Source organism: Ilumatobacter sp., assembly GCF_049588435.1.
In the GTDB taxonomy this organism is placed as follows: domain Bacteria; phylum Actinomycetota; class Acidimicrobiia; order Acidimicrobiales; family Ilumatobacteraceae; genus Ilumatobacter_A.
Genome location: NZ_JBAVYV010000437.1, coordinates 1 through 23789 on the forward strand (window position 1 = coordinate 1; position 23789 = coordinate 23789).

At 66.4% G+C, this 23789-nt stretch carries 21 protein-coding genes; 15 read left to right on the plus strand and 6 right to left on the minus strand.

The genetic code is table 11. From position 1 onward, the window contains the following. The coding region (locus WBV89_RS16670) for a cytochrome b N-terminal domain-containing protein (protein WP_423982489.1) at positions 1-179 on the plus strand (179 nt) is incomplete at its 5' end. An 18-nt stretch (positions 180-197) separates the two neighbouring features. Further along, on the plus strand, positions 198-1916 hold the full coding sequence (betA, locus tag WBV89_RS16675; protein WP_423982469.1) for a choline dehydrogenase: 1719 nt from the start codon (positions 198-200) through the stop codon (positions 1914-1916). A 97-nt stretch (positions 1917-2013) separates the two neighbouring features. On the opposite strand, the gene WBV89_RS16680 is transcribed toward betA, so the two are convergent. Continuing rightward, positions 2014-2325 carry a hypothetical protein gene (locus WBV89_RS16680; protein ID WP_423982470.1) on the minus strand — a complete coding sequence of 104 codons (312 nt, stop codon included), beginning with the start codon at positions 2323-2325 and terminating at the stop codon, positions 2014-2016. Between the two features lie 138 nt (positions 2326-2463). Next, positions 2464-4743, minus strand: a complete 2280-nt coding sequence (locus WBV89_RS16685; RefSeq protein ID WP_423982471.1) for an aconitate hydratase — start codon at positions 4741-4743, stop codon at positions 2464-2466. Between the two features lie 57 nt (positions 4744-4800). Between WBV89_RS16685 and WBV89_RS16690 the strand changes: the two genes are divergently transcribed. Further along, the gene (locus WBV89_RS16690; RefSeq protein WP_423982472.1) at positions 4801-5256 is read left to right on the plus strand and encodes a glyoxalase; all 456 of its coding nucleotides are present in this window, start codon (positions 4801-4803) and stop codon (positions 5254-5256) included. Beyond that, entirely contained in the window at positions 5253-5978 is a 726-nt protein-coding gene (locus WBV89_RS16695) for a GntR family transcriptional regulator (RefSeq protein WP_423982473.1), read from the plus strand. The genes WBV89_RS16690 and WBV89_RS16695 overlap by 4 nt, the downstream gene beginning before the upstream one ends. 29 nt (positions 5979-6007) lie before the next feature. On the opposite strand, the gene WBV89_RS16700 is transcribed toward WBV89_RS16695, so the two are convergent. Next, positions 6008-6391 carry a hypothetical protein gene (locus WBV89_RS16700; RefSeq protein ID WP_423982474.1) on the minus strand — a complete coding sequence of 128 codons (384 nt, stop codon included), beginning with the start codon at positions 6389-6391 and terminating at the stop codon, positions 6008-6010. 83 nt (positions 6392-6474) lie between these two features. On the opposite strand from WBV89_RS16700, the gene WBV89_RS16705 reads away from it, so the two are divergent. Together WBV89_RS16705 and WBV89_RS16710 are read left to right on the plus strand one after the other, a co-directional pair. Continuing rightward, positions 6475-7374, plus strand: coding sequence for a LysR family transcriptional regulator (locus WBV89_RS16705; RefSeq protein ID WP_423982475.1), 900 nt, complete (start codon positions 6475-6477; stop codon positions 7372-7374). Between the two features lie 47 nt (positions 7375-7421). Then, positions 7422-8642, plus strand: a complete 1221-nt coding sequence (locus tag WBV89_RS16710; protein ID WP_423982476.1) for an alpha-hydroxy acid oxidase — start codon at positions 7422-7424, stop codon at positions 8640-8642. Positions 8643-8676: 34 nt separating this feature from the next. Here the strand turns inward: WBV89_RS16710 and WBV89_RS16715 are convergent, their stop codons facing one another. Further along, on the minus strand, positions 8677-9327 hold the full coding sequence (locus WBV89_RS16715) for a nitroreductase family protein (RefSeq protein ID WP_423982477.1): 651 nt from the start codon (positions 9325-9327) through the stop codon (positions 8677-8679). Positions 9328-9360: 33 nt separating this feature from the next. Beyond that, the gene (locus WBV89_RS16720) at positions 9361-9666 is read right to left on the minus strand and encodes a DUF4190 domain-containing protein (protein ID WP_423982478.1); all 306 of its coding nucleotides are present in this window, start codon (positions 9664-9666) and stop codon (positions 9361-9363) included. A 56-nt stretch (positions 9667-9722) separates the two neighbouring features. Here WBV89_RS16720 and WBV89_RS16725 point away from each other — a divergent pair, with 56 nt between their 5' ends. From WBV89_RS16725 to WBV89_RS16755, 7 genes are all read left to right on the plus strand, one after another. Next, positions 9723-10547, plus strand: a complete 825-nt coding sequence (locus WBV89_RS16725) for a crotonase/enoyl-CoA hydratase family protein (protein ID WP_423982479.1) — start codon at positions 9723-9725, stop codon at positions 10545-10547. A 15-nt stretch (positions 10548-10562) separates the two neighbouring features. After that, complete coding sequence (locus tag WBV89_RS16730; RefSeq protein ID WP_423982480.1) at positions 10563-11009, plus strand: GatB/YqeY domain-containing protein; 447 nt, start codon at positions 10563-10565, stop codon at positions 11007-11009. 367 nt (positions 11010-11376) lie between these two features. Then, the gene (gene gltB, locus WBV89_RS16735; protein WP_423982481.1) at positions 11377-15918 is read left to right on the plus strand and encodes a glutamate synthase large subunit; all 4542 of its coding nucleotides are present in this window, start codon (positions 11377-11379) and stop codon (positions 15916-15918) included. A 2-nt stretch (positions 15919-15920) separates the two neighbouring features. After that, entirely contained in the window at positions 15921-17375 is a 1455-nt protein-coding gene (locus WBV89_RS16740) for a glutamate synthase subunit beta (RefSeq protein WP_423982482.1), read from the plus strand. 65 nt (positions 17376-17440) lie between these two features. Further along, on the plus strand, positions 17441-18073 hold the full coding sequence (locus WBV89_RS16745; protein WP_423982483.1) for a LysM peptidoglycan-binding domain-containing protein: 633 nt from the start codon (positions 17441-17443) through the stop codon (positions 18071-18073). Positions 18074-18245: 172 nt separating this feature from the next. Continuing rightward, positions 18246-18785, plus strand: coding sequence for an RNA polymerase sigma factor (locus WBV89_RS16750; protein ID WP_423982484.1), 540 nt, complete (start codon positions 18246-18248; stop codon positions 18783-18785). 14 nt (positions 18786-18799) lie between these two features. Next, positions 18800-21142: a hypothetical protein gene (locus WBV89_RS16755; RefSeq protein WP_423982485.1), complete on the plus strand. Its 2343-nt coding sequence runs from the start codon at positions 18800-18802 to the stop codon at positions 21140-21142. Between the two features lie 31 nt (positions 21143-21173). On the opposite strand, the gene WBV89_RS16760 is transcribed toward WBV89_RS16755, so the two are convergent. Next, on the minus strand, positions 21174-21854 hold the full coding sequence (locus WBV89_RS16760; protein WP_423982486.1) for an MBL fold metallo-hydrolase: 681 nt from the start codon (positions 21852-21854) through the stop codon (positions 21174-21176). A 37-nt stretch (positions 21855-21891) separates the two neighbouring features. On the opposite strand from WBV89_RS16760, the gene WBV89_RS16765 reads away from it, so the two are divergent. Both WBV89_RS16765 and WBV89_RS16770 read left to right on the plus strand, forming a co-directional pair. Further along, complete coding sequence (locus tag WBV89_RS16765) at positions 21892-23001, plus strand: Gfo/Idh/MocA family protein (protein WP_423982487.1); 1110 nt, start codon at positions 21892-21894, stop codon at positions 22999-23001. Beyond that, positions 22998-23789 (plus strand): aldehyde dehydrogenase family protein (locus WBV89_RS16770; RefSeq protein ID WP_423982488.1); only part of this gene is annotated, 792 nt, incomplete at its 3' end. The genes WBV89_RS16765 and WBV89_RS16770, both read left to right, overlap by 4 nt.

Below are 23789 nucleotides of genomic sequence, written 5' to 3' on the forward strand. Positions count from 1 at the left end.
CGCCCGTGTTCGGCGATCAGGTCAGATTCGTCCTGCTCGACGGAAAGGAGATCGGCCCGAACACGCTGCTGCGGTGGTACGTGCTCCACGTGTTGTTCCTGCCGTTCGTGATCGTCATCTTCATGGCGATCCACTTCTGGCGGGTCCGCAAGGACGGCGGCATCTCGGGGCCACTCTGATTCGGCCCGCCGTCCGGGATGGTGTGCGTCTGGCAGACTGCCCGCGTGTACGACTACGTGATCGTCGGCGGTGGCAGCGCCGGATGCGCCCTCGCCAACCGCCTGAGCACCGACCCATCGACGCGAGTCCTGGTGATCGAAGCCGGCCGTCGAGACTGGAAATGGGATGTGTTCATCCACATGCCCGCCGCCCTGGCGTATCCGATCGGGAGTCGGTTCTACGACTGGAAGTACGAGTCGGAGCCGGAGCCGTTCATGGACGGTCGCAGGGTGTATCACGCCCGCGGCAAGGTGCTGGGCGGTTCGTCGAGCATCAACGGGATGATCTTCCAGCGGGGAAACCCGATGGACTACGACAAATGGGGTGCCCTCCCGGGACTCGAACACTGGGACTGGGCGCACTGCCTGCCGTACTTCAAGCGGATGGAGACGTGCCTCGCCGGGGCCGACGAGTGGCGCAACGACGACGGGCCGCTGAAGCTCGAACGCGGTCCAGCCGCGACCCCGCTCTTCGATGCCTGGCTGCGCGCGGGCGTCGAGGCCGGCTTCAACCGCACCGATGATGTCAACGGATTCCGCCAGGAGGGGTTCTCGGCGTTCGACAGAAACGTCGTGCGCGGTCGACGGCTGAGCGCGGCACGCGCCTACCTGCACCCCGTCCTCGATCGACCGAACCTCGATCTGATGACGCGCACCCACGTCAACCGCGTGCTGTTCGAGGGAACTCGCGCGGTCGGCGTGGAGATCCAGAAGGTCCGCCGGACCGAGCGGATCACCGCCGGAGAAGTCGTCCTCTGCGGTGGGGCGTTCAACAGCCCGCAGCTGCTGCAACTGTCGGGCGTGGGCGACCCGGATCATCTCGGGTCGCTCGGGATCGACGTGGTCGCCGAGGTTCCCGGCGTCGGCGAGAACCTGCAGGATCATCTGGAGGTGTACATCCAGTACGAGTCGAAGGAGCCCGTCTCGATCCAACCGCACCTCGCGCACTGGAAGAAGCCGTGGATCGGACTGCAGTGGCTGTTCCGGAAGGGCCCGGGGACGTCCAATCACTTCGAAGCGGGAGCGTTTGTGCGGAGCAATCCGAGCGAGGCCTACCCGAATCTGATGTTCCACTTCCTGCCGATCGCGATCCGTTACGACGGCTCGTCACCGTCTCGACCCGATGGAAGCGATGCGAAGATCGAGCACGGCTACCAGGTGCACGTCGGCCCGATGTACTCCGATGCTCGTGGGACCGTGAAGATCACCTCCACGAACCCGCGCGAACACCCGGCGGTGCAGTTCAACTACCTGTCGACCGAGCAGGACCGGCGCGAGTGGATCGAGGCGGTGCGGACCGCTCGCAAGATCCTCGCGCAGCCGGCCTTCGAACCGTTCAACGCGGGCGAGATCTCACCCGGGACCGCAGTGGAGACCGACGACGAGATCATGGCGTGGGTCGCCCGCGACTCCGAGACTGCGCTACACCCGTCGTGCACGACCAAGATCGGGGCGCGGAACGATCCGCTGGCCGTACTCGATCCGGAGTCGATGAAGGTGTGGGGGTCCGACGGTCTGCGGGTGGTCGACGCCGGGTGTATGCCCAACGTGAGCAACGGCAACACCTACGCACCGACGATGATGATCGCCGAGAAGGCTGCGGATCTCATCCTCGGGAACACGCCGCTGCCCCCCGACCACACCGAGGTCTACCGCGACACCGACGCGTCCGGTGGCCGCCGATCAGCGAATGCCTGAGATGACCGGGCCGAACCTGAACGACGTCGAAACCGGTCCCGCGCCTGACCCCCCGAATCGCTGACGTATCAACTGGGGTCTGACCCCAGTCGATCCGTCAGAGGGTGTGGACCACGAATGCTGCGACCGAGCCAGCGAGGAGGCGTCCATCCGCGGCGGCGGCGGCGAGGTCCTCCGGTTTCGCCCGACGAGCGTCGACTCCGTCGGTGAGATAGACGTCGACCCGGTTGTCGCGCGCCAGCGCTGCGAACTCCGCTCCGTCGTGCGTGCCTGACGCTTCGCTCGACTGGACTTCGCCGCCGATGTAGAGCGTGAACATGAAGTCGTCGAGGACGAGCGACACCGAGCCGTCGACCGCATTCAGCTCGCCGGTCCGAAAGCCGCGCGCCGGGGGGAACCAGCGGCGCAACTTCTTGACGCTGATCGGAGCGTCCGACTCGATGCTCCCGATCGGAAGGATGATCTCCGCACGTCGATCATCGCCGTCGTCGGTGACGATCGACGTGCGGTGCTGCTCTCGCCGCTTGGACGAACGAGCCAGAGCGAATCAGCCCTGCGACTTCTGGCGGATGATGTTGAGCGCAGATCCAGCCTGGAACCATTCGACCTGCTCGGGGCTGAACGTGTGGTTGCACTCGAAGTCGAGCGTCGTCCCGTCGGGCTTGGTGATCCGGCACGTGACCGTTTCACCGGGTACGGGTGGTAGGTCGATGACGCTGATGCGGTCGTCCTCACCGATCGCGTCGTAGGTTGCCGGGTCGACGAAAGTCAGCGGGACCATGCCCTGCTTCTTCAGGTTCGTCTCGTGGATCCGGGCGAAGCTGCGTGCGATCGCAACCAGACCCATCCGGAAACGGGGTTCCATCGCCGCGTGCTCACGGCTCGACCCCTCGCCCATGTTCTCGTCACCGATCACGACCCACGGCTGGTCGGCCTCGTGGTACGCCTTGGCGAGGTCGGGGAAGGTCTGGACCGCGCCGGTCAGCTGGCTCTTGCCATAGCCGACCTCGTAGTCGCTGCCGTCGGACTTCGAGAATGCGTTGACCGCACCGAGGTACAGGTTGCCCGAGATGTTCTCGAGGTGACCGCGGTACTTGAGCCACGGTCCGGCCATCGAGATGTGGTCGGTGGTGAACTTCCCCTGTGCCTTGACGAGCACCGGCAGGTCGTTGAACCGCTCCAACGGGACCGGCTCGAAGGGCTCGAGCAGCTGCAATCGGTCGCTGGAGGGGCTGACGGCGATCGCCACGTCGTGGCCGTCGGCCGGCGGAGCGGTGAACGCGTCCTCACCCGGGTCGTAGCCGGCGTCGGGCAGCACCTGTCCGACCGGCGCATCGAGGCTGACCTCGCTGCCATCGGGGGCGGTGATCGTGTCGGTGGTCGGGTCGAAGTCGATCCGACCCGCCAGCGCGATCGCCATCACCGTGTCGGGTGAGGTGACGAACGCGAGCGTGTTCGCGGAACCGTCGTTGCGCTTCGGGAAGTTGCGGTTGTACGACGTGACGATCGTGTTCGTCTGGTTCAAGATGGTCTCGGGCCGGCTCCACTGACCGATGCACGGGCCGCACGCGTTGGCCAGGACGGTCGCACCGATCGCCTCGAGATCGGCGAGCAATCCGTCGCGCTCGATCGTCGCCCGGGTCTGCTCCGACCCCGGCGTGATCATCAGCGGGACCTTCGCGGTGAGTCCTCGCGCCGCCGCCTGACGGGCGATCGATGCTGCGCGGGTGATGTCCTCGTACGACGAGTTCGTGCACGACCCGATCAGGGCGGCGGACGGCTCGAGCGGCCATCCGTTCTCGCGCGCGGCGTCGCCGAGGCCGGCGCCGACCTTGTGTGCCAGGTCGGGCGTGTGCGGCCCGTTGATCAGCGGCTTGAGCTGGTCGAGGTCGATCTCGATCAACTGGTCGTAGAGCGCTCCATCGTCGGGACGGAGGTCCTCGGCGACACCGTCGGCGGCGTCGGCGATCGCCTCACGCCCGGTCGACTTGAGGTAGGCGGCCATGTTGGCGTCGTAGCCGAACACCGACGTGGTGGCTCCGATCTCGGCCCCCATGTTGCAGATCGTGCCCTTCCCGGTCGCCGAGATCGTCTCGGCACCCGGGCCGTGGTACTCGACGATCGCACCGGTGCCGCCCTTGACGGTGAGCTGGCGTGCCACCTCGAGGATGACGTCCTTGGGGGAACTCCAGTCCGACAGCGCGCCGGTGAGCTTCACGCCGATCACCTTGGGCCACTTGACGTTCCACGGGAACCCGGTCATCACATCGACGGCGTCCGCTCCGCCGACACCGATCGCGACCATGCCGAGCCCACCAGCGTTGGGGGTGTGGCTGTCGGTGCCGATCATCATCCCGCCGGGGAAGGCGTAGTTCTCGAGGACGACCTGGTGGATGATGCCCGAGCCAGGACCCCAGAATCCGATGTTGTAGTTGGCGCTGACCGACTTGAGGAAGTCGTAGACCTCCTCGTTGGTGTCGACAGCGACTCCGAGGTCAATCTTGGCACCGACCTTTGCCTGGATGAGGTGGTCGCAGTGGACCGTCGACGGGACGGCGACCTCGGGCAGACCCGCGGTCATGAACTGGAGCAGCGCCATCTGAGCGGTCGCGTCCTGCATCGCGACACGATCCGGGTGGAAGTCGGCGTAGCTGTCGCCCCGGACGAGTTCCTGGTTCTCGGGATCGCTGAGGTGGTTGACGAGGATCTTCTCGGTGAGCGTCAGCGGGCGTCCAAGCCGTGAGCGGGCGATGTCGACGTTGCCCGGAAGCGCGGCGTAGACCTGTTCGACGAGCTCGATGGGGGTGTTGGGAGAGACGGTGGCCATGCCTCAACCATAGCAGACAAGTTAGATACAAGTAAGGTGGACGTCAGGAGGTCATCCATGTCATCCACACGGAGTTCTGCAGCGGGCGCATCGGCGCGCTGGGTTGCGATCGACCATGTCCAGGTCGCGATCCCGATCGGCGGTGAGGACGAGGCGCGCCGGTTCTACGCCGGACTGCTGGGCCTGAGCGAGGTCCCCAAGCCCGCCGTGATGGCGGCGCGTGGGGGAGCGTGGTTCGAGTCGGGTGTGGTGCGCGTGCACGTCGGCGCCGAGGACGCGTTCGTCCCGGCGCGCAAGGCCCACCCTGGTCTGACGATGAACGGCCTGGCCGAGTTCATTGGGTCCTCCGGCCTCGACGCGACCTGGAACACCGAGATCCCCGACATCGTGCGATGCCACGTGTTCGACCCGTTCGGGAATCGGATCGAGCTGATCGATGCCGGCAACGACGTCGTGGAAGCTGCCGATGTCGCAGATCGTGCTCGGCTGGATGCCGGCGAGGAATCCGCATGAGGCACATCCGGTACCAGGAGATCGCCGATGAGTTGCGGTCCCGTTTCGCCGATGCGCCCGTCGGGTCCGTGTTGCCGTCGGAGTCGGAGATGTCTGCCGAGTTCGGGGCATCACGGGTCACGATTCGACGCGCGCTCGAATTGGTGCGCGAGCAGGGTTTGATCGACGCGCGACAGGGTTTCGGCTGGTATGTGGCCGGTGAGCCCGTGCAGCAGTCGCTGCAGTCGCTCGGCACGATCGAGTCGCAGGTCGAGGGCGTGGGCAAGCTGTCGGAACGCAAGATCGAGGAGTTCGCGTTCGAGCCGGCACCGGCGCGCGTCCGCAAGATCCTCGACGTCGATCAGGTGCTCCGGGTCAAGCGGGTCAACCTCGCGGACGGTGAGCCGTTCGCGGTGGTCACCGTGTGGTGTCCGGCCGATCTCGGTGCGTCGTTGTCTCGTCGCGACGTCGAACGGCGACCGTTCTACGAGTTGCTCGACGTGGAGTTGCGAGGTGCGACGCAGACGATCGGAGCCGACATCGCGGCAGCGGCCGATGCCGCGTTGCTCGGGGTCCCCGTCGGTGCGCCGTTGCTGCGTTGCCAGCGCGTGACCACCGATCACGCCGGGCGCGCGCTGCTGCTCAGCGAGCATGTATTCGCGGCGCATCGCACCGAGTTCGTGGTCGACCTCCCTCACTCCGAGCCGAGCATGACCCCGAGCGGTCTCCGGCTCGTCGACTGAGAATCCTCGGGGCCGAGGTGGAAGCGCCGCTATCCGCGAGGCGAGCGATGCGCCCCGTCGATCGGTGCCAGCGCACGGTCCGACGGCGAGGTCGACATCCGCACCAGCTCGATCGCGGCGAAACCGATCCGGCGGAACGCGGAAGGGCGCCGCCCTACCTGGCGGGCCGGCGTGACGCGATCCGGAGGCTTCGTCGGTTGCTCGAGGACCCGGTCGCGCGACCATGCCTGGCCGATGTTCGGTGTCGTCTCGACGAAGGGGTTGTGTGCCCGGGTGCAGGCGAGCGGCATCTCGGTGGCGGAGGTCGGTGCGCCGGCGGTGGACACGGTGCTGATGGAGCTGACGGTGGGGGACTCGGTGGCGGACTCGGTGGGGGGTTCGGTGGGGGACTCGGGGGTGAATGTGGTGTTCATGAGGTCCAGTCTTCGCCTTCCGAGTCCATGACGCAAGCGACATGCTCTTGTGATTTGCATGTCGGTCTGTCATGCTCGATCTCATGGCCGCCACATTGCAACTCGATGTCGAATCGCTCCGCACGCTCCTGGCGGCGCTCGACTACGGAGGGATGACCCGCGCCGCCGAGCGTCTGAACATGAGTCAGTCGTCGGTGAGCTGGAAGATCAAGCGGCTCGAGGAGCGGGTGGGGCGACCGCTGTTGATCCGTGACGGGCACACGCTGCGGCCGACCCGGGACGGTCGGGCGCTGATCCCCGACGCACGGTCGCTCGTCGAGATCCACGACCGGGCCGCCTCACGTCTGAACAGCTCCGAACTGACCGGAACGGTGAAGCTCGGATCGAACGAGGAGGTCGACGCGGTGCAGATGGCGTCGCTGCTCGGGCGATTCAAGTGGTCGCACCCGAACGCGTCGATCGAGTTCGTGATCGACTACACCCGGAACCTGGCCCGCAGCATCGACCGTGGCCAGCTCGACGTGGCGATCATGCAGGTGTCGGACGCGAACCTGCGGTCGACCGACACGGTGCTCTGGAGCGACCGGTTGCACTGGGTGAGCAGCCACGCGATGACGGAGGACCGGCTGGCACCGGTTCCGTTGATCACCTTCGGCGAGCAGTGCTTCTACCGGTCGTTGAGCGAACCGGACCTCGTCGCGGCGCGGATCGACCATCTCGTCGCGTTCTCGGCTTCGACGACCCGCGGCGTTCGCGCTGCGTTGGCGGCGGGGCTCGGCGTCGCCGTTCTCGGCTCCCGATACCTCGATGACGACATCATCGAATGGCCCCGATCGAGCGAGCTGCCGGAGCTGCCGCTCGTCCACCAGATCGCACGGACCGTGCCGGGGGAGGCTCCCGCCGTGGCGACGGCGCTGGTCGATGCGATCGCCGGGGAACTTCTCGATGCATCCTTCGCCGACGCCGAACCGATCGTTGCCTGAGCCATCGCGTTGCCGGATGCGATGACCCGGCGTTCTACGCTCCTGGCATGCAGATGTGGGAGACATTTCGCTCCGTTGCCCAGTTCGACACGTTCGAACTCGACTCGACGAAGCGCCGATTGAAGAAGGTTGCATCGGTCGATGACCTCAGGCGGATGGCGAAACGCCGGTTGCCGGCGGGCGTGTTCGACTACATCGACGGGGGAGCGGAGGACGAGCGCACGCTGGACACGAACTCCTCGGATTTCGGACGGCTCGAGTTCCGGCCGCGGATCCTGCGCGACGTGTCCGACCTCGACACCTCGACCTCGATCTTCGGTGTGCCGGCTTCGATGCCGGTGATCCTGTCGCCGACAGGATTCACGCGGATCGCCCACTCCGAAGGCGAACTGGCGGTGACGCGCGCCGCCGGCCGTGCCGGGATCCCCTGGTCGTTGTCCACGATGGGAACGCGGTCGATCGAAGAGTGTGCAGAGGCAAACCCGGACGGCGAGAAGTGGTTCCAGATCTACACATGGAAGGACCGCGGCCTGGTCGAGGAGTTGGTCGGGCGGGCACGCGATGCCGGCTACGGCGCCGTCTGGCTCACCGTCGACACCGCGGTTCTCGGACGTCGCGAACGCGATGTCCGGCGCGGGATGACCTTGCCGCCCAAGCTCGGACCGAAGACCCTCATCGATGGTGCGATCCACCCGGCGTGGACGTGGGACTTCCTCAACGGCGGCCCGATCACGTTCGCGAACATCGTCGGTCGTCACGACGAGGACGGCTCGACGGCGATCACGCTCGCCGATCACGTCGCCCGTCAATTCGACCAAGCGCTGTCATGGGACGACATCGAGTGGCTTCGATCCATCTGGGACGGTCCGATCGTGTTGAAGGGGATCCAGACGGTCGCCGACGCGAAGCAAGCGGCCGCACTGGGTGTCGAGGGTTTGGCCCTGTCGAATCACGGCGGTCGTCAACTCGATGATGCACCGACGCCGGTGTCGCTGATCGAGCCGGTACGCGACGAGATCGGCGATCAGGCGACGATCATCTGTGATGGCGGTATCCGTCGGGGGAGCGACATCGTGAAGGCGATCGCTCTCGGTGCGGACGCTGTGTCGCTCGGACGACCGTACTTCCTGGCACTCGGCGCCGGGGGCGAGGCGGGAGTCGACTGGCTGCTCGACTTCCTCCGGTCCGGAATGGAGCGGACGATGGCGCTCACCGGTTGCCGTTCACTCGCCGAGATCGACCGCGACCTCGTCGCCTGGAAGCGCTGACCGTCGCGGCGCGAGATGCCAGTTCACGACTCGGTCACCACTCGTCCCAGTGGAGAACGGTGTCGAGTGGGAGCCGGTCGGCGAGCTTGAAGTCGGTCCCGACGGTGTAGGCGATGGGGAAGAGACCGGCCTGGGTGACCTCGTCGTGCGGGATGCCGAGCAACTCGGCCGCCTCGGCGTCGCCGCCATCCATCAGGTGGATCGTCGTCCACGCCGAGCCGAGTGAACGTTCGCGGAGCGCGAGCATGAAGCTCCACACCGCGGGCAGGATCGACCCCCACGCGGATGCTGCCTGGAACGTCGGCGCCTTGTCCAGCGAACCGGTGATGCACGGGATCATCAGGATCGGCACCCGGTGGAAGTTCTCGACGAGGTGCATCGCCGATGACGTGACCCGGTCCTTCTGGTCGTGGCGCGGATCGCCCGGCTGGTACTGGTTCGATGCGGCGACGCCCGCGTACTTCTGGAAGTTCCGCGCGTAGATGTCGGCGAGTGCCTGCTTCTTGGCCGGATCCTCGACGAATACGAACTGCCACCCTTGCGAGTTCGACCCCGTCGGAGCCTGCAATGCGATCTCGAGGCACTCCTCGACGACCGAGCGATCGACCGGGCGATCGAGGTCCAGGCGTTTGCGGACCGAGCGGGTGGTGGTCAGGACGTCGTCAGCAGAAAGATCGAGATGCATCGACCGAGCATGTCAGCCCGGCCGACCGCTCGCTCAGCTGGAGGCGGTGACGGCCACGATCACGATCACGAGCAGGTTGAGTACGACGGCGACGATGCCGAGGATGCGACCGGCATTGGCGGAACCGCGGTTCGTGTACGCACCGGGGTTCGCATCGATCTCCTTGACCGTGTTGTTCCCCATGATGAACGCGACCACACCCAGGATGATGCCGCAGATGAACAGCGACACGATGCCGAGCACGAGGACCAGCGTGCCCTTCGGATGCGGTCGGGGAGGTCCACCTGCGCTCGAGGAGCTCGGGTCTGCAGGCGGCGGGGGCGGTGGTGTCATGCTCATGGGCAGTTTGTAGCACGGAGCGGGTGTCGGAGTGGGTGATCTGGCATGCTCGGGGGATGTCCGACCGTGTCACCATCTCGATCACCGACGGCGTCGCCGACGTCCGCCTGAACCGCGCCGACAAGCGCAACGCCCTCGACAACGCGATGTTTCGCGGAATCGCCGACGCCGGCGAACGCTTGAAGACCGAGCCCGGGGTACGCGCCGTCGTGCTCTCGGGCGACGGAGCGTCGTTCTGTGCGGGGCTCGACTTCTCCTCGATGCAGGCCCTCGCCGACTCCGGAAGCGACGACGTCGAGAAAGCGGCGAGCCAGAACGACGGCAATCCCGGTGAGATGGCCGACGGCCGGATCACCCACCTCGGACAGCAGGTCTGCTGGGTCTGGCAGGAGATCCCGGTTCCGGTGATCGCCGCCGTCCACGGCCACGCGCTGGGTGGTGGCATCCAGATCGCGCTCGGTGCCGATATCCGCATCGTGCACCCCGACACGAAGATGTCGGTCCGCGAGATCCACTGGGGACTGGTGCCCGACATGACCGGCACGTTCATGCTCTCGACACTGGTGCGGCCCGACGTGGCACGCGAGCTCACCTACACCGCCCGCGTCTTCGACGGGCGTGAAGCGCATGCGCTCGGCCTCGCGACAAAGCTGAGTGAGACGCCCCTCGAGGATGCGATGGCGCTGGCTCGCGAGATCGCGGGTCGCAGCCCCGGTGCCGTCCGCGGAGCGAAGGAGCTGTTCAACCGCCTCGACCACGACGGTGCGGCGGACGCGTTCGCCGAGGAGCGACGGGTGATCGGTGCACAGATCGGATCGCCGAACCAGGTGGAGGCCGTGATGTCGGGCTTCGAAAATCGTCCTCCGGTCTTCGTCGACTGACGCCAGACTGGCGAGATGCTGATCGATCAGATCCGAGCCGACCTCACCGCAGCGATGAAGGCGCGTGACACGCTGCGTCAGCGCACGCTCCGGTCAGCGATCGCTGCCGTCCAGGAAGCGCAGGTGGCGGGAGATGCTGCCACGACGCTCGACGACGACGGCGTCCAGGCGGTGCTCAAGTCGCAGGTCAAGCGACGAATCGATGCGGCGGAAGCGTTCGAGGCCGGTGGTGCGACCGACCGTGCCGCCGATGAACGCGCCGAGATCGGCGTGCTCGAGGCCTACCTCCCGGCCGCACTGACGTCCGACGAGCTCGAGGCGATCGTGTCGGACGTGTTCGCGACGCACGGTTTCGCGTCGAAGGCCGACATGGGCACGGCGATGAAGGCGGTCAACACCGAGGTCGCCGGACGCGCGGACGGCCGCGCGGTCGCCGATCTGGTCAAGTCCCGATTGGCCTGACCCGACCCCACTGCCCCGGCCACGCATCCACCTCCGGTGAGATGCGAGCGCGACAGCGTGTCTCACATCTCACCGGAGCGGGGTCCGATCACCCTGTGGTGAGAGTCGGGGCGGAGGGTTTGTCTCACATCTCACCGGCGGGGTGGGGATGGGGGGACGGTCAGGCAGAGGTCGCGGAGGCGATCACTTGAGAACGAGGTTCACTCCGCCGGTGGTCAGCCCCTAGAATACGATTTCCCCGCCCGGACCAGGTCCGGGCATGCCTCAGCGCCGAGGCATCGCCGTTCGGTCAGCGTCGACCCTGCGCAGCGTTCGCAACGAATCCTTCTGGGCCCGCGCCCGGACGAACCCATCGAGGATGTTCCAGATGATCCAGGCTCCCGGACCGATCGGTCTGTACGACCCCCGCAACGAACACGATTCGTGCGGTGTCTCCTTCGTCGCGAACCTGAAGGGTGTTCGCTCGAACGAACTGGTCGTGACCGGGCTGACGGCATTGACGAATCTCGAGCACCGGGGTGCCACCGGCGCCGAGCCCGACACCGGCGACGGTGCCGGAATCCTGCTGCAGGTCTCCGACGTCCTCTACCGCGACGTGGTCGACTTCGAACTTCCGGCCGCCGGCGCCTACGCGACCGGCATCGCATTTCTCCCGGCGGACACGATCGCGTGCGAGAAGGCACAGGCTGCGATCGACGCGACGATCGACGATGTCGGACTCCAGGTGCTGGGCTGGCGCGATCTGCCGGTCGATCCGGAGTGTCTCGGTGCCACCGCGCGCAAGGCGATGCCCACGTTCAAGCAGTTGTTCGTCTCGGATCCGGGCGGTGCGACCGGCATCGATCTCGACCGCAAGGCATTCGTGGCGCGAAAGCGGTCGCGGCGCGAGCTCGTGGACGAGCTCGACACGTACTTCGCGTCCCTGTCCTCGCGGACGATCGTCTACAAGGGAATGCTGACGACGCCGCAGCTCAGCCAGTTCTTCGGTGACCTCACCGACCCGCGGATCGAATCGGCGCTCTTGCTCGTCCACTCGCGTTTCTCGACGAACACCTTCCCGTCCTGGCCGCTGGCTCACCCGTACCGCTTCGTCGCCCACAACGGCGAGATCAACACGGTTCAGGGCAACCAGAACTGGATGCGCGCTCGCGAAGCGATGCTCGAGAGTCCGCACCTTCCCGGGATCGACCGGGCGTTCCCGATCTGCACGCCGGGTTCATCGGACACCGCTCGATTCGACGAGGTGCTCGAACTGCTGCACCTCGGTGGATACCCGCTGCACCACGCGGTGATGATGATGATCCCGTCGGCGTGGGAGAACGACACGACGATGTCGAAGGAACTGCGCGACTTCTTCCGCTTCCACGCGTCGATGATGGAACCGTGGGACGGACCGGCGAGCGTCACGTTCACCGACGGCAAGGTGATCGGAGCGGTGCTCGACCGCAACGGTCTCCGGCCGAGCCGCTACTGGGTCACCGACGACGACCTCGTCGTGATGGCGTCGGAGGTCGGTGTGATCGACGTCGAACCGTCGAAGGTCATCGCCAAGGGTCGGCTGCAGCCCGGCAAGATGTTTCTGATCGACACCGACGAGGGTCGCATCGTCGGTGACGACGAGATCAAGGCGTCGCTCGCCGCAGAGCACCCGTACGGCGAATGGCTCGACGCCGGAATGGTCGACCTCGACAAGCTGCCCGAACGCGAACACGTCGTGTTCAGCCACGACAGCGTCCTGCGGCGCCAGCAGATGTTCGGCTACACCCACGAGGAACTGAAGATCCTGCTCGCCCCGATGGCCACACGGGCGATGGAGGCGTTGGGTTCGATGGGCACCGACACCCCGTTGGCCGTGCTCTCGGAGCGCCCGCGACTCCTGTTCGACTACTTCAAGCAACTGTTCGCGCAGGTCACCAACCCACCGCTCGATGCAATCCGTGAGGAAGTCGTCACCTCGGTCGGCTCCAGCGTCGGACCCGAGGCGAACCTCCTCGACCCCGGCCCGGAATCGTGCAAGCAGCTGGCCCTACCGAACCCGATCATCGACAACGACGAACTCGCGAAGATCATCCACATCGACGACGACGGCGACCATCCCGACCTGCGGGCCAAGGTGCTGTCCGGGCTCTATCGGGTCGACGGCGGTGGCGCCGGTCTGGCCGAAGCGATCGAGCGGGTCTGCAGCCAGGCCTCGACCGCGATCGAGGAGGGCGTGCGGATCATCGTGCTGTCCGACCGCAACGCGGACACCGTCGACGCCCCGATCCCGTCATTGCTCTTGACCGCAGCCGTCCACCACCATCTGGTGCGCACCAAGCAGCGCACGATGGCCGGTCTGGTCGTCGAAGCAGGCGACGCCCGCGAGGTGCATCACATGGCCCTGCTGATCGGCTACGGCGCCGGCGCGATCAACCCGTACCTGGCGTTCGAGTCGATCGAGGACCTGATCGCCGAGGGTATGCACGGGATGGGTGAGCTCGATTCGAACCAGGCGATCCGCAACTACATCAAGGCCGCCAACAAGGGCGTCCTCAAGGTGATGTCGAAGATGGGCGTCTCGACCGTCGCTTCCTACACCGGCGCACAGATCTTCGAGGCGATCGGACTCGGCGACGAACTGATCGACAAGTACTTCACCGGGACGATCTCGAAGCTCGGGGGGATCGGCCTCGAGGAGATCGCCCGCGAGGTCGCCGACCGGCACAGCGCGGCGAACCCGAAGCGGCCCGAGGAGCGCGCGCACCGCAAGCTCGAACTCGGCGGTGAGTACCAGTGGCGCCGCGAGGGCGAGCCGCACCTGTTCAACCCCGAGACGGTCTACAAGCTGCAGCACTCGACGCGGAGCGGACGCTACGACATCTTCAAGGAGTACACGGCGACCGTCGACGACCAGTCGAAGAAGCTGATGACGCTGCGCGGGCTGTTCGACTTCGTCGTCGACCGGGAACCTGTTCCGATCGACGAGGTCGAATCGGTCGGCGAGATCGTCAAGCGTTTCTCGACCGGCGCGATGAGCTACGGGTCGATCTCGATGGAAGCGCACGAGACGCTCGCGATCGCGATGAACCAGATCGGCGCCAAATCGAACACCGGTGAGGGCGGCGAGGACGCCGAGCGTCTGTACGACCCGGAGCGACGTTCGTCGATCAAGCAGGTGGCGTCCGGACGCTTCGGGGTCACGTCGGAGTACCTCACGAACTCCGACGACATTCAGATCAAGATGGCGCAAGGTGCCAAGCCCGGCGAGGGCGGACAGCTGCCGGGGCACAAGGTGTACCCGTGGATCGCGACCACGCGCCACAGCACCCCGGGAGTCGGGCTGATCAGCCCGCCGCCGCACCACGACATCTACTCGATCGAGGATCTCAAGCAACTGATCCACGACCTCAAGAACGCCAACCCGTCGGCGCGGGTCCACGTCAAACTGGTCGCCGAGACCGGGGTCGGAACCGTTGCCGCCGGAGTCTCCAAGGCGAAGGCCGACGTCGTGTTGATCTCGGGCCACGACGGTGGCACCGGTGCCAGCCCCCTCACCTCGCTGAAGCACGCGGGCGGGCCGTGGGAACTCGGTCTCGCCGAGACGCAGCAGACCCTGCTGCTCAACGGACTGCGCGACCGCATCGTCGTCCAGGCCGACGGTCAGATGAAGACCGGTCGCGACGTGGTCGTCGCCGCTCTCCTCGGAGCAGAGGAGTACGGCTTCGCGACCGCTCCGCTCGTCGTGTCCGGTTGCATCATGATGCGTGTCTGTCATCTCGACACCTGCCCCGTCGGAATCGCGACCCAGAATCCGGTGCTGCGCGAGCGCTTCTCCGGCAAGGCCCAGTTCGTCGTCAACTTCATGCAGTTCATCGCCGAAGAGGTGCGTGAGATCATGGCGATGCTCGGCTTCCGGACGATGGACGAGATGATCGGCCATGTCGAATGTCTCGACACACATCAGGCGATCGATCACTGGAAGGCCTCGGGCCTGGACATCAGCCCGATCCTGATGAGCCCGGAGAACCCGTATGGCCAGACCATGATCCAATCGGTCGGCCAGGATCACGAACTCGACGTCGCCCTCGACCAGCAACTGATCGAACGGGCTCGCGGCGCGATCGCGGACGCTCAGCCGGTCGAGATCGAACTCCCGATCCGCAACATCAACCGCACGACCGGCACGCTGCTCGGACACGAGGTCACGAAACAGTGGAAGGGCGAGGGCTTGCCCGATGGCACGATCGACATCACGTTCACCGGCTCGGCCGGTCAGAGCTTCGGTGCTTTCGTCCCGTCGGGAATCCAGATGCGCCTCATCGGCGACACGAACGACTACCTCGGCAAGGGCCTGTCGGGCGGTCGGCTGATCGTCCAGCCCCACCCGGATGCGCCGTTCGCCGCCGAGGACCAGGTGATCGCCGGAAACGTGATCGCCTACGGCGCGACCGGCGGAGAGATCTTCCTGCGCGGCAACGTGGGTGAGCGATTCTGTGTCCGTAACTCGGGTGCGCTCGCGGTGAGCGAAGGTGTCGGTGACCACGGTTGTGAGTACATGACCGGCGGTCGCGTCGTCGTGCTCGGCCCGACGGGTCGCAACTTCGGTGCGGGAATGTCCGGTGGGATCGCATACGTCTACGACCCCGACGGCACCTTCGCCGAGAAGGTCAACTACGAGATGGTCGACATCGAGCCGCTGAACGAGGAGGATCGCTCCGGCCTGCACGAGATCGTGCTGCGCCACCGCGACCTCACGGGTTCGCCCGTTGCAGCCTCGATCCTCAACTCGTGGGCCGTCGACGTGTCGAAGTTCCGCAAGGTGATGCCAACCGACTACAAGCGGGTGCTCGACGTGATCGCCCGCTCCGAGGCCGACGGCCTCGACGAGGAACAAACCGTGGAGAAGATCATGGAAGCAGCGAGGGTCTGACGATGGGCAAGCCGACAGGATTCCTGGAGTTCGGACGCGAGACGCCGGAGCACCGTCCGGTACCGGTCCGATTGAAGGACTGGAAAGAGGTCTACGAGGACTTCCCCGAGGAACGCCTCAACCATCAGGCGGCGCGGTGCATGGACTGCGGGATTCCGTTCTGCAACAACGGCTGCCCCCTCGGCAACCTGATCCCGGACTGGAACGACCTCGTCTATCGCGGCCAGTGGCAGGCTGCCATCGAACGCCTCCACGCCACGAACAACTTCCCGGAGTTCACCGGTCGCCTGTGTCCCGCCCCGTGCGAATCGTCATGCGTCCTCGGGATCAACCAGGACCCGGTGGCGATCAAGCGGATCGAGGTCGAGATCATCGACCGCGCGTTCGAGGAGGGGTGGGTCACCCCGCACGTGCCGTCCGTGCGAACCGGCAAGAAGATCGCTGTGATCGGTTCGGGTCCGGCCGGTCTCGCAGCGGCGCAGCAACTCACCCGCGCCGGCCACGACGTGGTCGTGCTGGAGCGGGCCGACCGGATCGGCGGGCTGCTCCGTTACGGGATTCCCGAATTCAAGATGGAGAAGCGGCACATCGACCGGCGGCTCGAGCAGATGGAGGCCGAAGGAACCGAGTTCCGGACCAATGCCGCCGTCGGATCGACCGTCGACATGGAGGTGCTGCGCGCATCGCACGACGCGGTCGTCCTCGCCTGCGGCGCCACCCAGTGGCGTGACCTGCCGATCCCCGGGCGGGAGCTCAACGGCATCCATCAGGCGATGGAGTACCTGCCTCCGTCGAACCGGGTGCAGCAGGGTGACATCGAGACGTCGCCGATCGACGTGCATGGCAAGCACGTCGTGATCATCGGCGGCGGAGACACCGGAGCCGACTGTCTCGGCACCGCCCACCGCCAGGGAGCGGCGTCGGTCACCCAGCTGGAGATCATGCCGATGCCGGCCGCAACCCGCGACGGTGCGAAGAATCCGTGGCCTCAGTTCGCGATGGTCTACAAGGTCACCTCCGCGCATGAAGAGGGCGGAGAGCGCATCTACAGCGTGAACACCGAGGAGTTCACCGACGACGGCAACGGCAACGTGAAGGCGTTGACGCTGCACGAGGTCGAGATGATCGACGGCCGGTTCACCAAGATCGAGGGAACCGACCGGGAGATCCCGGCCGACTTCGTCTTCCTGGCCCTCGGTTTCGTCGGCCCCGAGAAGGGTTCGTGGCTCGACGAGATGGAGCTCGACTACGACCCGCGCGGCAACGTCGCCCGTGACGATCGGTACATGACCAACCGTCCGGGTGTCTTCGTGGCAGGCGACATGGGTCGGGGCCAGAGCCTGATCGTGTGGGCGATCGCCGAAGGCCGAGCAGCGGCCGCGGGAGTGGACGAATACCTGATGGGGGAGACCCGACTGCCGGTTCCGATCCCTCCGACCGCCCGCCCGCTGATGTGACGAACACCGCCCCGGAACATGAGCGCTGACACCGGCGCCATGGCGGAACGTCATACACTGGCCGAATGAAGATGAGGACAACATCGCGCGTGGCCGCAGCCGTCGGACCGGCCGTGGTCGCCGCAATGCTGCTCGGTGCCTGCGGCGGTGACGATTCGTCGGCGGCATCGAAGCCCACGATCACACTCGCCGATGGCGTCACCAGCTACGCGACCATCGCACCCGCGACCACCAGCACGCTGGCCCCCGAAGAGGCGGCAGCCTCCGGGCCGACCACCGACTACGAGGTGCAGGCGGGCGACTACGGGATCAAGGTCGCCGACGACTTCGGGATCTCGCTGGCCGAGCTGGAGGCCGCCAACGGCTGGTCGAGCGCGAGCAGCGAATTCCCCGGTCCGGGTGCGATCATCAAGATCCCTGCGAGCGCGGAGGCGCCCGCCGACGACGCCGAGACCGCCGACAGCGCCGCACCTGCCGAGGACGAAACCGCCGCAGCCGGCGAGACGATCCCGGATCCCGGGAGCAACTGCGAGGCCGGCAGCTACACGATCGAAGAGGGCGACACGAGCCGCCAGAAGGTGGCCGAGAAGTTCGATGTCACGGTCGAGGCGATGGACGAGGCGAACCAGGGAACGAACGGCTACGAGGCCTTCTATCCCGGGCTGAAGATCGTCATCCCCGCCAAAGACGACTGCTGACCCCTCGCCCCACCGCCGAGTGATGATGCGTCTCCTCGGACCGTCGTAGCGAGCTGCGCCGGTTCTTCGCGACGAGTCCGGCGACCACGGTGGAACAATGTCGACGAGATGCGGAACCGATCGGTCCGCTCGTGCGTTTGTGGGTGTGAGTGTGGTCGCCGAAGGTACATCGATGACGCCGGACGACGATGTGGCGGATGTGGCAGATGTCGCGGAACGACACCACGTCACCGTCGAGAGCTTCGACGACTTTTTCGCGTCGCACCACGACCGCATCGTGCGTGCGCTCAGCCTCGCACTCGGTGACGATCATCTCGGTCGGGATGCGGCCGCCGAAGGGTTCGCCCGGGCCCTGCAGCGTTGGAATCGTGTCGGACGGTACGACAATCCGACCGGTTGGATCTATCGCGTCGGGTTGAACTGGGCTCGCTCGCGGCGTCGCAAGACCGTCCGCGAGATCTCCGAATCCGCGCTGGCGAGCGAGCTCGCCGATGCGCCCGACCGGGCAGCGGAGTCGGCCGACCGTGATCTCCGCATCGTGCCGGCCCTGCGTCGGTTGTCGCCCGATCACCGGGCGGTCGTGGTGGCGAAGTACTACCTCGACTGGTCCGAGCAGCGGATCGCCGCGGCTCTCGGGATTCGTCCCGGGACGGTCAAGAGCCGACTGAGCAGGGCACTCGAACGACTCGCGGACGATCTGCGTACCGCCTGAGGACAGGAGTTGACATGGAATCCGACGACAACCGTGGCGAAGAGCCCGATCACGAAGCCGACATCCCGAGCGACGCCATCAACCCGGCCGCAGACGACCGGGCGGCCGTCGAACCGGCGGCCGACGAACCGAGCGCGTCTGCGGATCACACCGCGCCCGATCCGTTGGTCGCGGAGATCGGAGCCGCCGCGGATCGTGTCGACGTCGGCGACCCGACGGCGATGCTCGCAACGGTGCAGACGACGGCAACGCAGCGCCGGCGTCGCCGGACCGCCGTGTCCGGTCTCGCCGCAGCGGGTGTCCTCGTCGTCTCGGGCGTCGTCATCGCGAACCTCGCGACCGGGGGATCCGACGACGACCGGATCGTCAGCGCGCCAGGATCCGATCCGGTGCCCACAGAACCGGCGGACTCCACGCCCACGGAGACACCGCCGACGGTGACCGACCCCGCCACGACCGATGCGCCCGCCGTCGCCGTCGCCGACGATCTGTCCGATGGCGATCAGGAATCGAGTGCCGTGACCGCCGTCCCGGGTCAACCGACACCGGTGAGGTTGGTGCCGTCGGCGGCGACCCTCGTCGACGATCCGATGCTCACGGGGGCTGCTGGCCTCGGCCAACACGAACTGTTCCGCTGGAAGGACGGGTTCCTGTCGATCCGCACTTCGTTCGAGCCCCAGCCATTGCCGAGCGCGCTGCCCGACGAGGTGGTGGCGGCGTTCCCGCCCGAGGTCGTCGACCTGTTCCCAGACGGTCTGCCGCCCACGATCGACGAGGCGATCGAGATCCTGCAAGAGGCAGGGATGCTCGACGTCGTGACCGAGATCCTGTCCAACAACAGTGCCGTGTACGACGCCGTCTACTCGGCGCAGCCCACCGCGCCGGTCCGCACCATCCGTTTCAGTCCCGACGGCGTCGAATGGCGGGAGATCGACGCTGCGTTCCCGGAGGGTGTCGAGTTCTGGAACGAGGCGACGAGCACGGGTGATCGATTCGTCTTCTCCTCGATCACCACCGTCGAGCCGGCCGCACCGGCGGACGACACGATCGCAGACGTTGTGCCGCCGGTCCCCGAGACGATCGAGATCCACTCCTCGACCGACCTGATCAACTGGTCGGTGCAGACCATCCCGGTTCCCGAGCGACCCGCCGATGTCGACCCGACGCTGCCCTACTCCGTGTACAGCCACGGCCTGGCCGCCATCGATGACGGATACATCATCTCGATCGACGCCTCGATCGAGTTCGACCCGGTCCGCTACCTCGACCCGGAGCTCCAGGAACGAATCAACACCGGGGGAGGAATGTCGGTCAGCGAAGGTGATGCCGGCGTCACGATCGGCCTGTACGGCGAGGACTCCGACGGTCGCGAGCCGGACGAGACGTTGACCTTCACGTGGGAAGAACTCGGGATCGACGGGCCACCATCGCTCGACTCGACGAACATGCAGCACCGGTATGCCGGGACCTGGGACGGAGCGCTGACGGAGTCGACGGATACGGCAGGTGGTTGGTTCGACGTCGCTGCGATCGGCGACGTGTTCGTCGAGTTCGGCCCCGAGGCCCGTCAATCGCCCGACGGAATCGAGTGGTCGCCGATCGACCTGCCCGACGCCGAGTTCGTCGACGCGATCATCGAAACCCCCGATGGTGTGGTCGTCCGAACGACCGACGGACGGGGCGCCCCGATGCTGTATGCCGGCGACCTCGACGCCGGAGGCTGGTCGACCGTGGCGGTGCCGGAGTTGCCCGACGGTGCACAGCCGCAAGGGTTGTCGCAGAGTGCGTTCCTGTTCGCCGACTACGGCGAAGGCAGCTCCGACGACCCGTACGTCGACTCCGTCGGCAGCACGGAGAGCGCCGAGGTCGACGGCTATCGGTACGAGCTCGAGTCGACGTCGTCGGGGGACAAATTCTCGGCCACGTATCAGTTGACCGAGATCGCCACCGGAAACGTCGTGGTCACCGAGACGTCCGACGGCGGAGGTGCGGGCGAACCATTCGAGTACCTGGACTACCAGAGCGACTTCGGTGACGGGTTCCGGATCCTCGATCCGGCGACGGGCGAGCCGATCGTGACCATTTCCTACGACGACGTGACCCGGCAGATCATCGCAGCGGACGGGTCGGTGATCGACATGGCCGAGATGGAGATGCCCGAGCCGTTCGAGGGGGAGATGCGGCCGGAGTTCTGGGTGTTGGCATTCGTCGACGACGGGTGGATGCTGCAACAGGTCTCGAGCGGCGAGAACTCGGCCGAGAACGTGGATGAGTATCCGAGTTCGGTCGCCGTGGCCGACGACGTCGCGCTGGTGGCCTGGTCGGACGGGAAGGTCACCCGAGTGACCGCGAGTTGACGGTCATCGGGTGCCTGACACCGGATGACCGTCAGAGTTGGTCGAAGACGAAGTTGATCTGTTTCACGGTCTCCATCGGCGCGCTCGACGCCGCAGAGTAGCGGTGCCCGGGGAACAGGATCGTGTCGTCGGGGACCTGGGCGAGGCGACGCAGGCTGTCGGCCATCTCGGCGGGATTGGATCCCGGCAGGTCGGTGCGTCCACAACCTTCGAGGAAGAGGGTGTCGCCGGCGACGAGTCGGCCATCGACGAGGAAGCACTGGCTCCCCGGGGTGTGGCCCGGGGTGTGCAGGAGGCGGATGTCGATCGAGCCGACCGTGAGCACGTCGCCGGAACCGTGCGTGACGAGGTGTTCCTCGCCGACGCCGGTCGTGCGGGTCACCCACTCGCACTCGTCGGCCTGGATGTGGATCGGGCAGTCGATCCGCTCGAGCAGCGACGAGACGCCCTCGATCGTGTGTCCCATCATCGAGCCGCCGACGTGGTCCGGATGGTAGTGGGTCGCGAGGACCCCGGTGACGGTCATGTCGTCGGCTTCGACCGCGTCGACGATGTCGCCGACGGCATAGGCGGGGTCGACCAGTACGCACTCGCCGGTCGACCGGTCGCCGATCGCGTACACGAAGTTGACCATCTGTTCGGCCAGGGGGTCGCCTGCGGCGAAGTCCCGACCGGACAACATCTGACGGAAGTACAAACGATCGTCGCTCATCCGTCCCAGTGTGGCAAAGCGCCCTACGCTTCGTGGCATGGTCGCGCAGACGTCACGAATTCGATACGGGGTGATCGGCACGGGGATGATGGGTGTCGAGCACATCCACAACGTCATGGCCGTCGACGGAGCGGTCGTCACGGCGGTCTGTGACCCGCACGCCGAGTCGCTCGAGTGGGCCCGCATCGCCGTGGGTCTCAGCGCCGACCTCGCCACGTTCGACGACCACAACGACCTGCTCGACTCCGGGCTCGTCGATGCCGTCGTGATCGCCGCGCCGAACCACACGCATCACGAGATCCTCCTCGACGCGATCGCCCGACCGGTCCACATCCTGACCGAGAAGCCGTTGTGCACCACACTCGAAGCGTGTCGTGAGGTCGTCGAGGCCGCCGAGGCATCCGAACACGACCGCGTGATCTGGATGGGCCTCGAGTACCGGTACATGCCGCCCACGCAGCGACTGCTGAGCGAACTCGAGGCCGGAACGGTCGGCGACGTGAAGATGGTCGCCATTCGTGAGCACCGTTTCCCGTTCCTTCCCAAGGTCGACAACTGGAACAGGTTCAGTCGGAACACCGGTGGCACGCTGGTCGAGAAGACGTGCCACTTCTTCGACCTGATGATGCAGATCACCGGTGCCGATCCGGTCCGGGTGTTCGCATCCGGCGGCCAGTCGGTCAACCATCTCGACGAGAGCTACGACGGGGAGACCCCGGACATCCTCGACAACGCGTTCGTCGTCGTCGACTTCGACGACGGGTCGCGCGGCCTGCTCGACCTGTGCATGTTCGCGGAGGCCAGCGTGAACGAACAGGAGATCGTGGTCACCGGCGATGTCGCCAAGATGGAGGCACTGGTGACCGAATCCCTCCTCCGCGTCGGGAAGCGGTCCGACGGACAGCACGTCGTCGACACGTACGAGATCCACCACGAGGGGATCAAACACGTCGGACTGCACCATGGGTCGAGCTACCTCGAGCACGTCGATTTCGCGAATGCGATCCGCATGCAGGAGCCCGCCAAGGTGACGTTGATGGACGGGCTGCGGTCGGCAGCGATCGGCTTCGCAGCGCATCGCTCGATCGAGACGGGTGTGCCGGTGATGATGGCGGAACTCCCCGAGCTCGAAGGTCTGGACTGGTGACCCGACTCGAACGCCTCGACCATCTGGTCGAGGACCAGGCGATCATCTTCGGAGGGGACCGCGTCGCGCATGTCAGCGCAGATCTCGCGTCTGCATTTCGTTCCGGTGACCACCTCGTGGTGGTGCAGCAGACCGGCGACCTCCTGCACGTTCCCGCCGCCGAACATGCGCTGGTCGACCGTGCCGTGTCGCAGACACTGGAGGGGTTCGGTGCGTTGGCTCATTGCAGCGACACGCAGATCAGCGACTTCTTCGCAGCCTTCGCCCGCCTGCTCGCCGACGACGGGGTCTTCGCGTCGATCGCCAACGCGAATGCGTCCGATGTCGAATCGGCACGATCGCGCGGGCGATCGACCACCCGGCTCGAACTCACGGACTCGATGCGACGTTCGATGATCTCGGGGCTGCAGGGTTGGCGGGACACCGCCTCCGGTCGCGACACCGTCGTCGACACGGTCGACCACGACGGCTGGTCGCTCGAGGCGCGGAGCGCCCCGCTCGGTGTTGTCGCCTTCGTCTTCGAGGGTCGTCCGAACGTGTTCGCCGACGCCTGTGGTGTCCTGCGCAGCGGCAACTCGGTCGTGTTCCGGATCGGGTCGGATGCACTCGGGACGGCCCGCGCGATCGTCGAGCACGCGCTCGACCCGGCACTGCGCGAGGCAGGTCTCCCACCCGGGGCGGTTCGTCTGATCGACTCGGCAGCGCACAGCGCAGGCCACGCGCTGTTCAGCGACCGGCGACTCGCGCTCGCCGTGGCTCGCGGGTCGGGTCGCGCCGTCGCTCAGCTG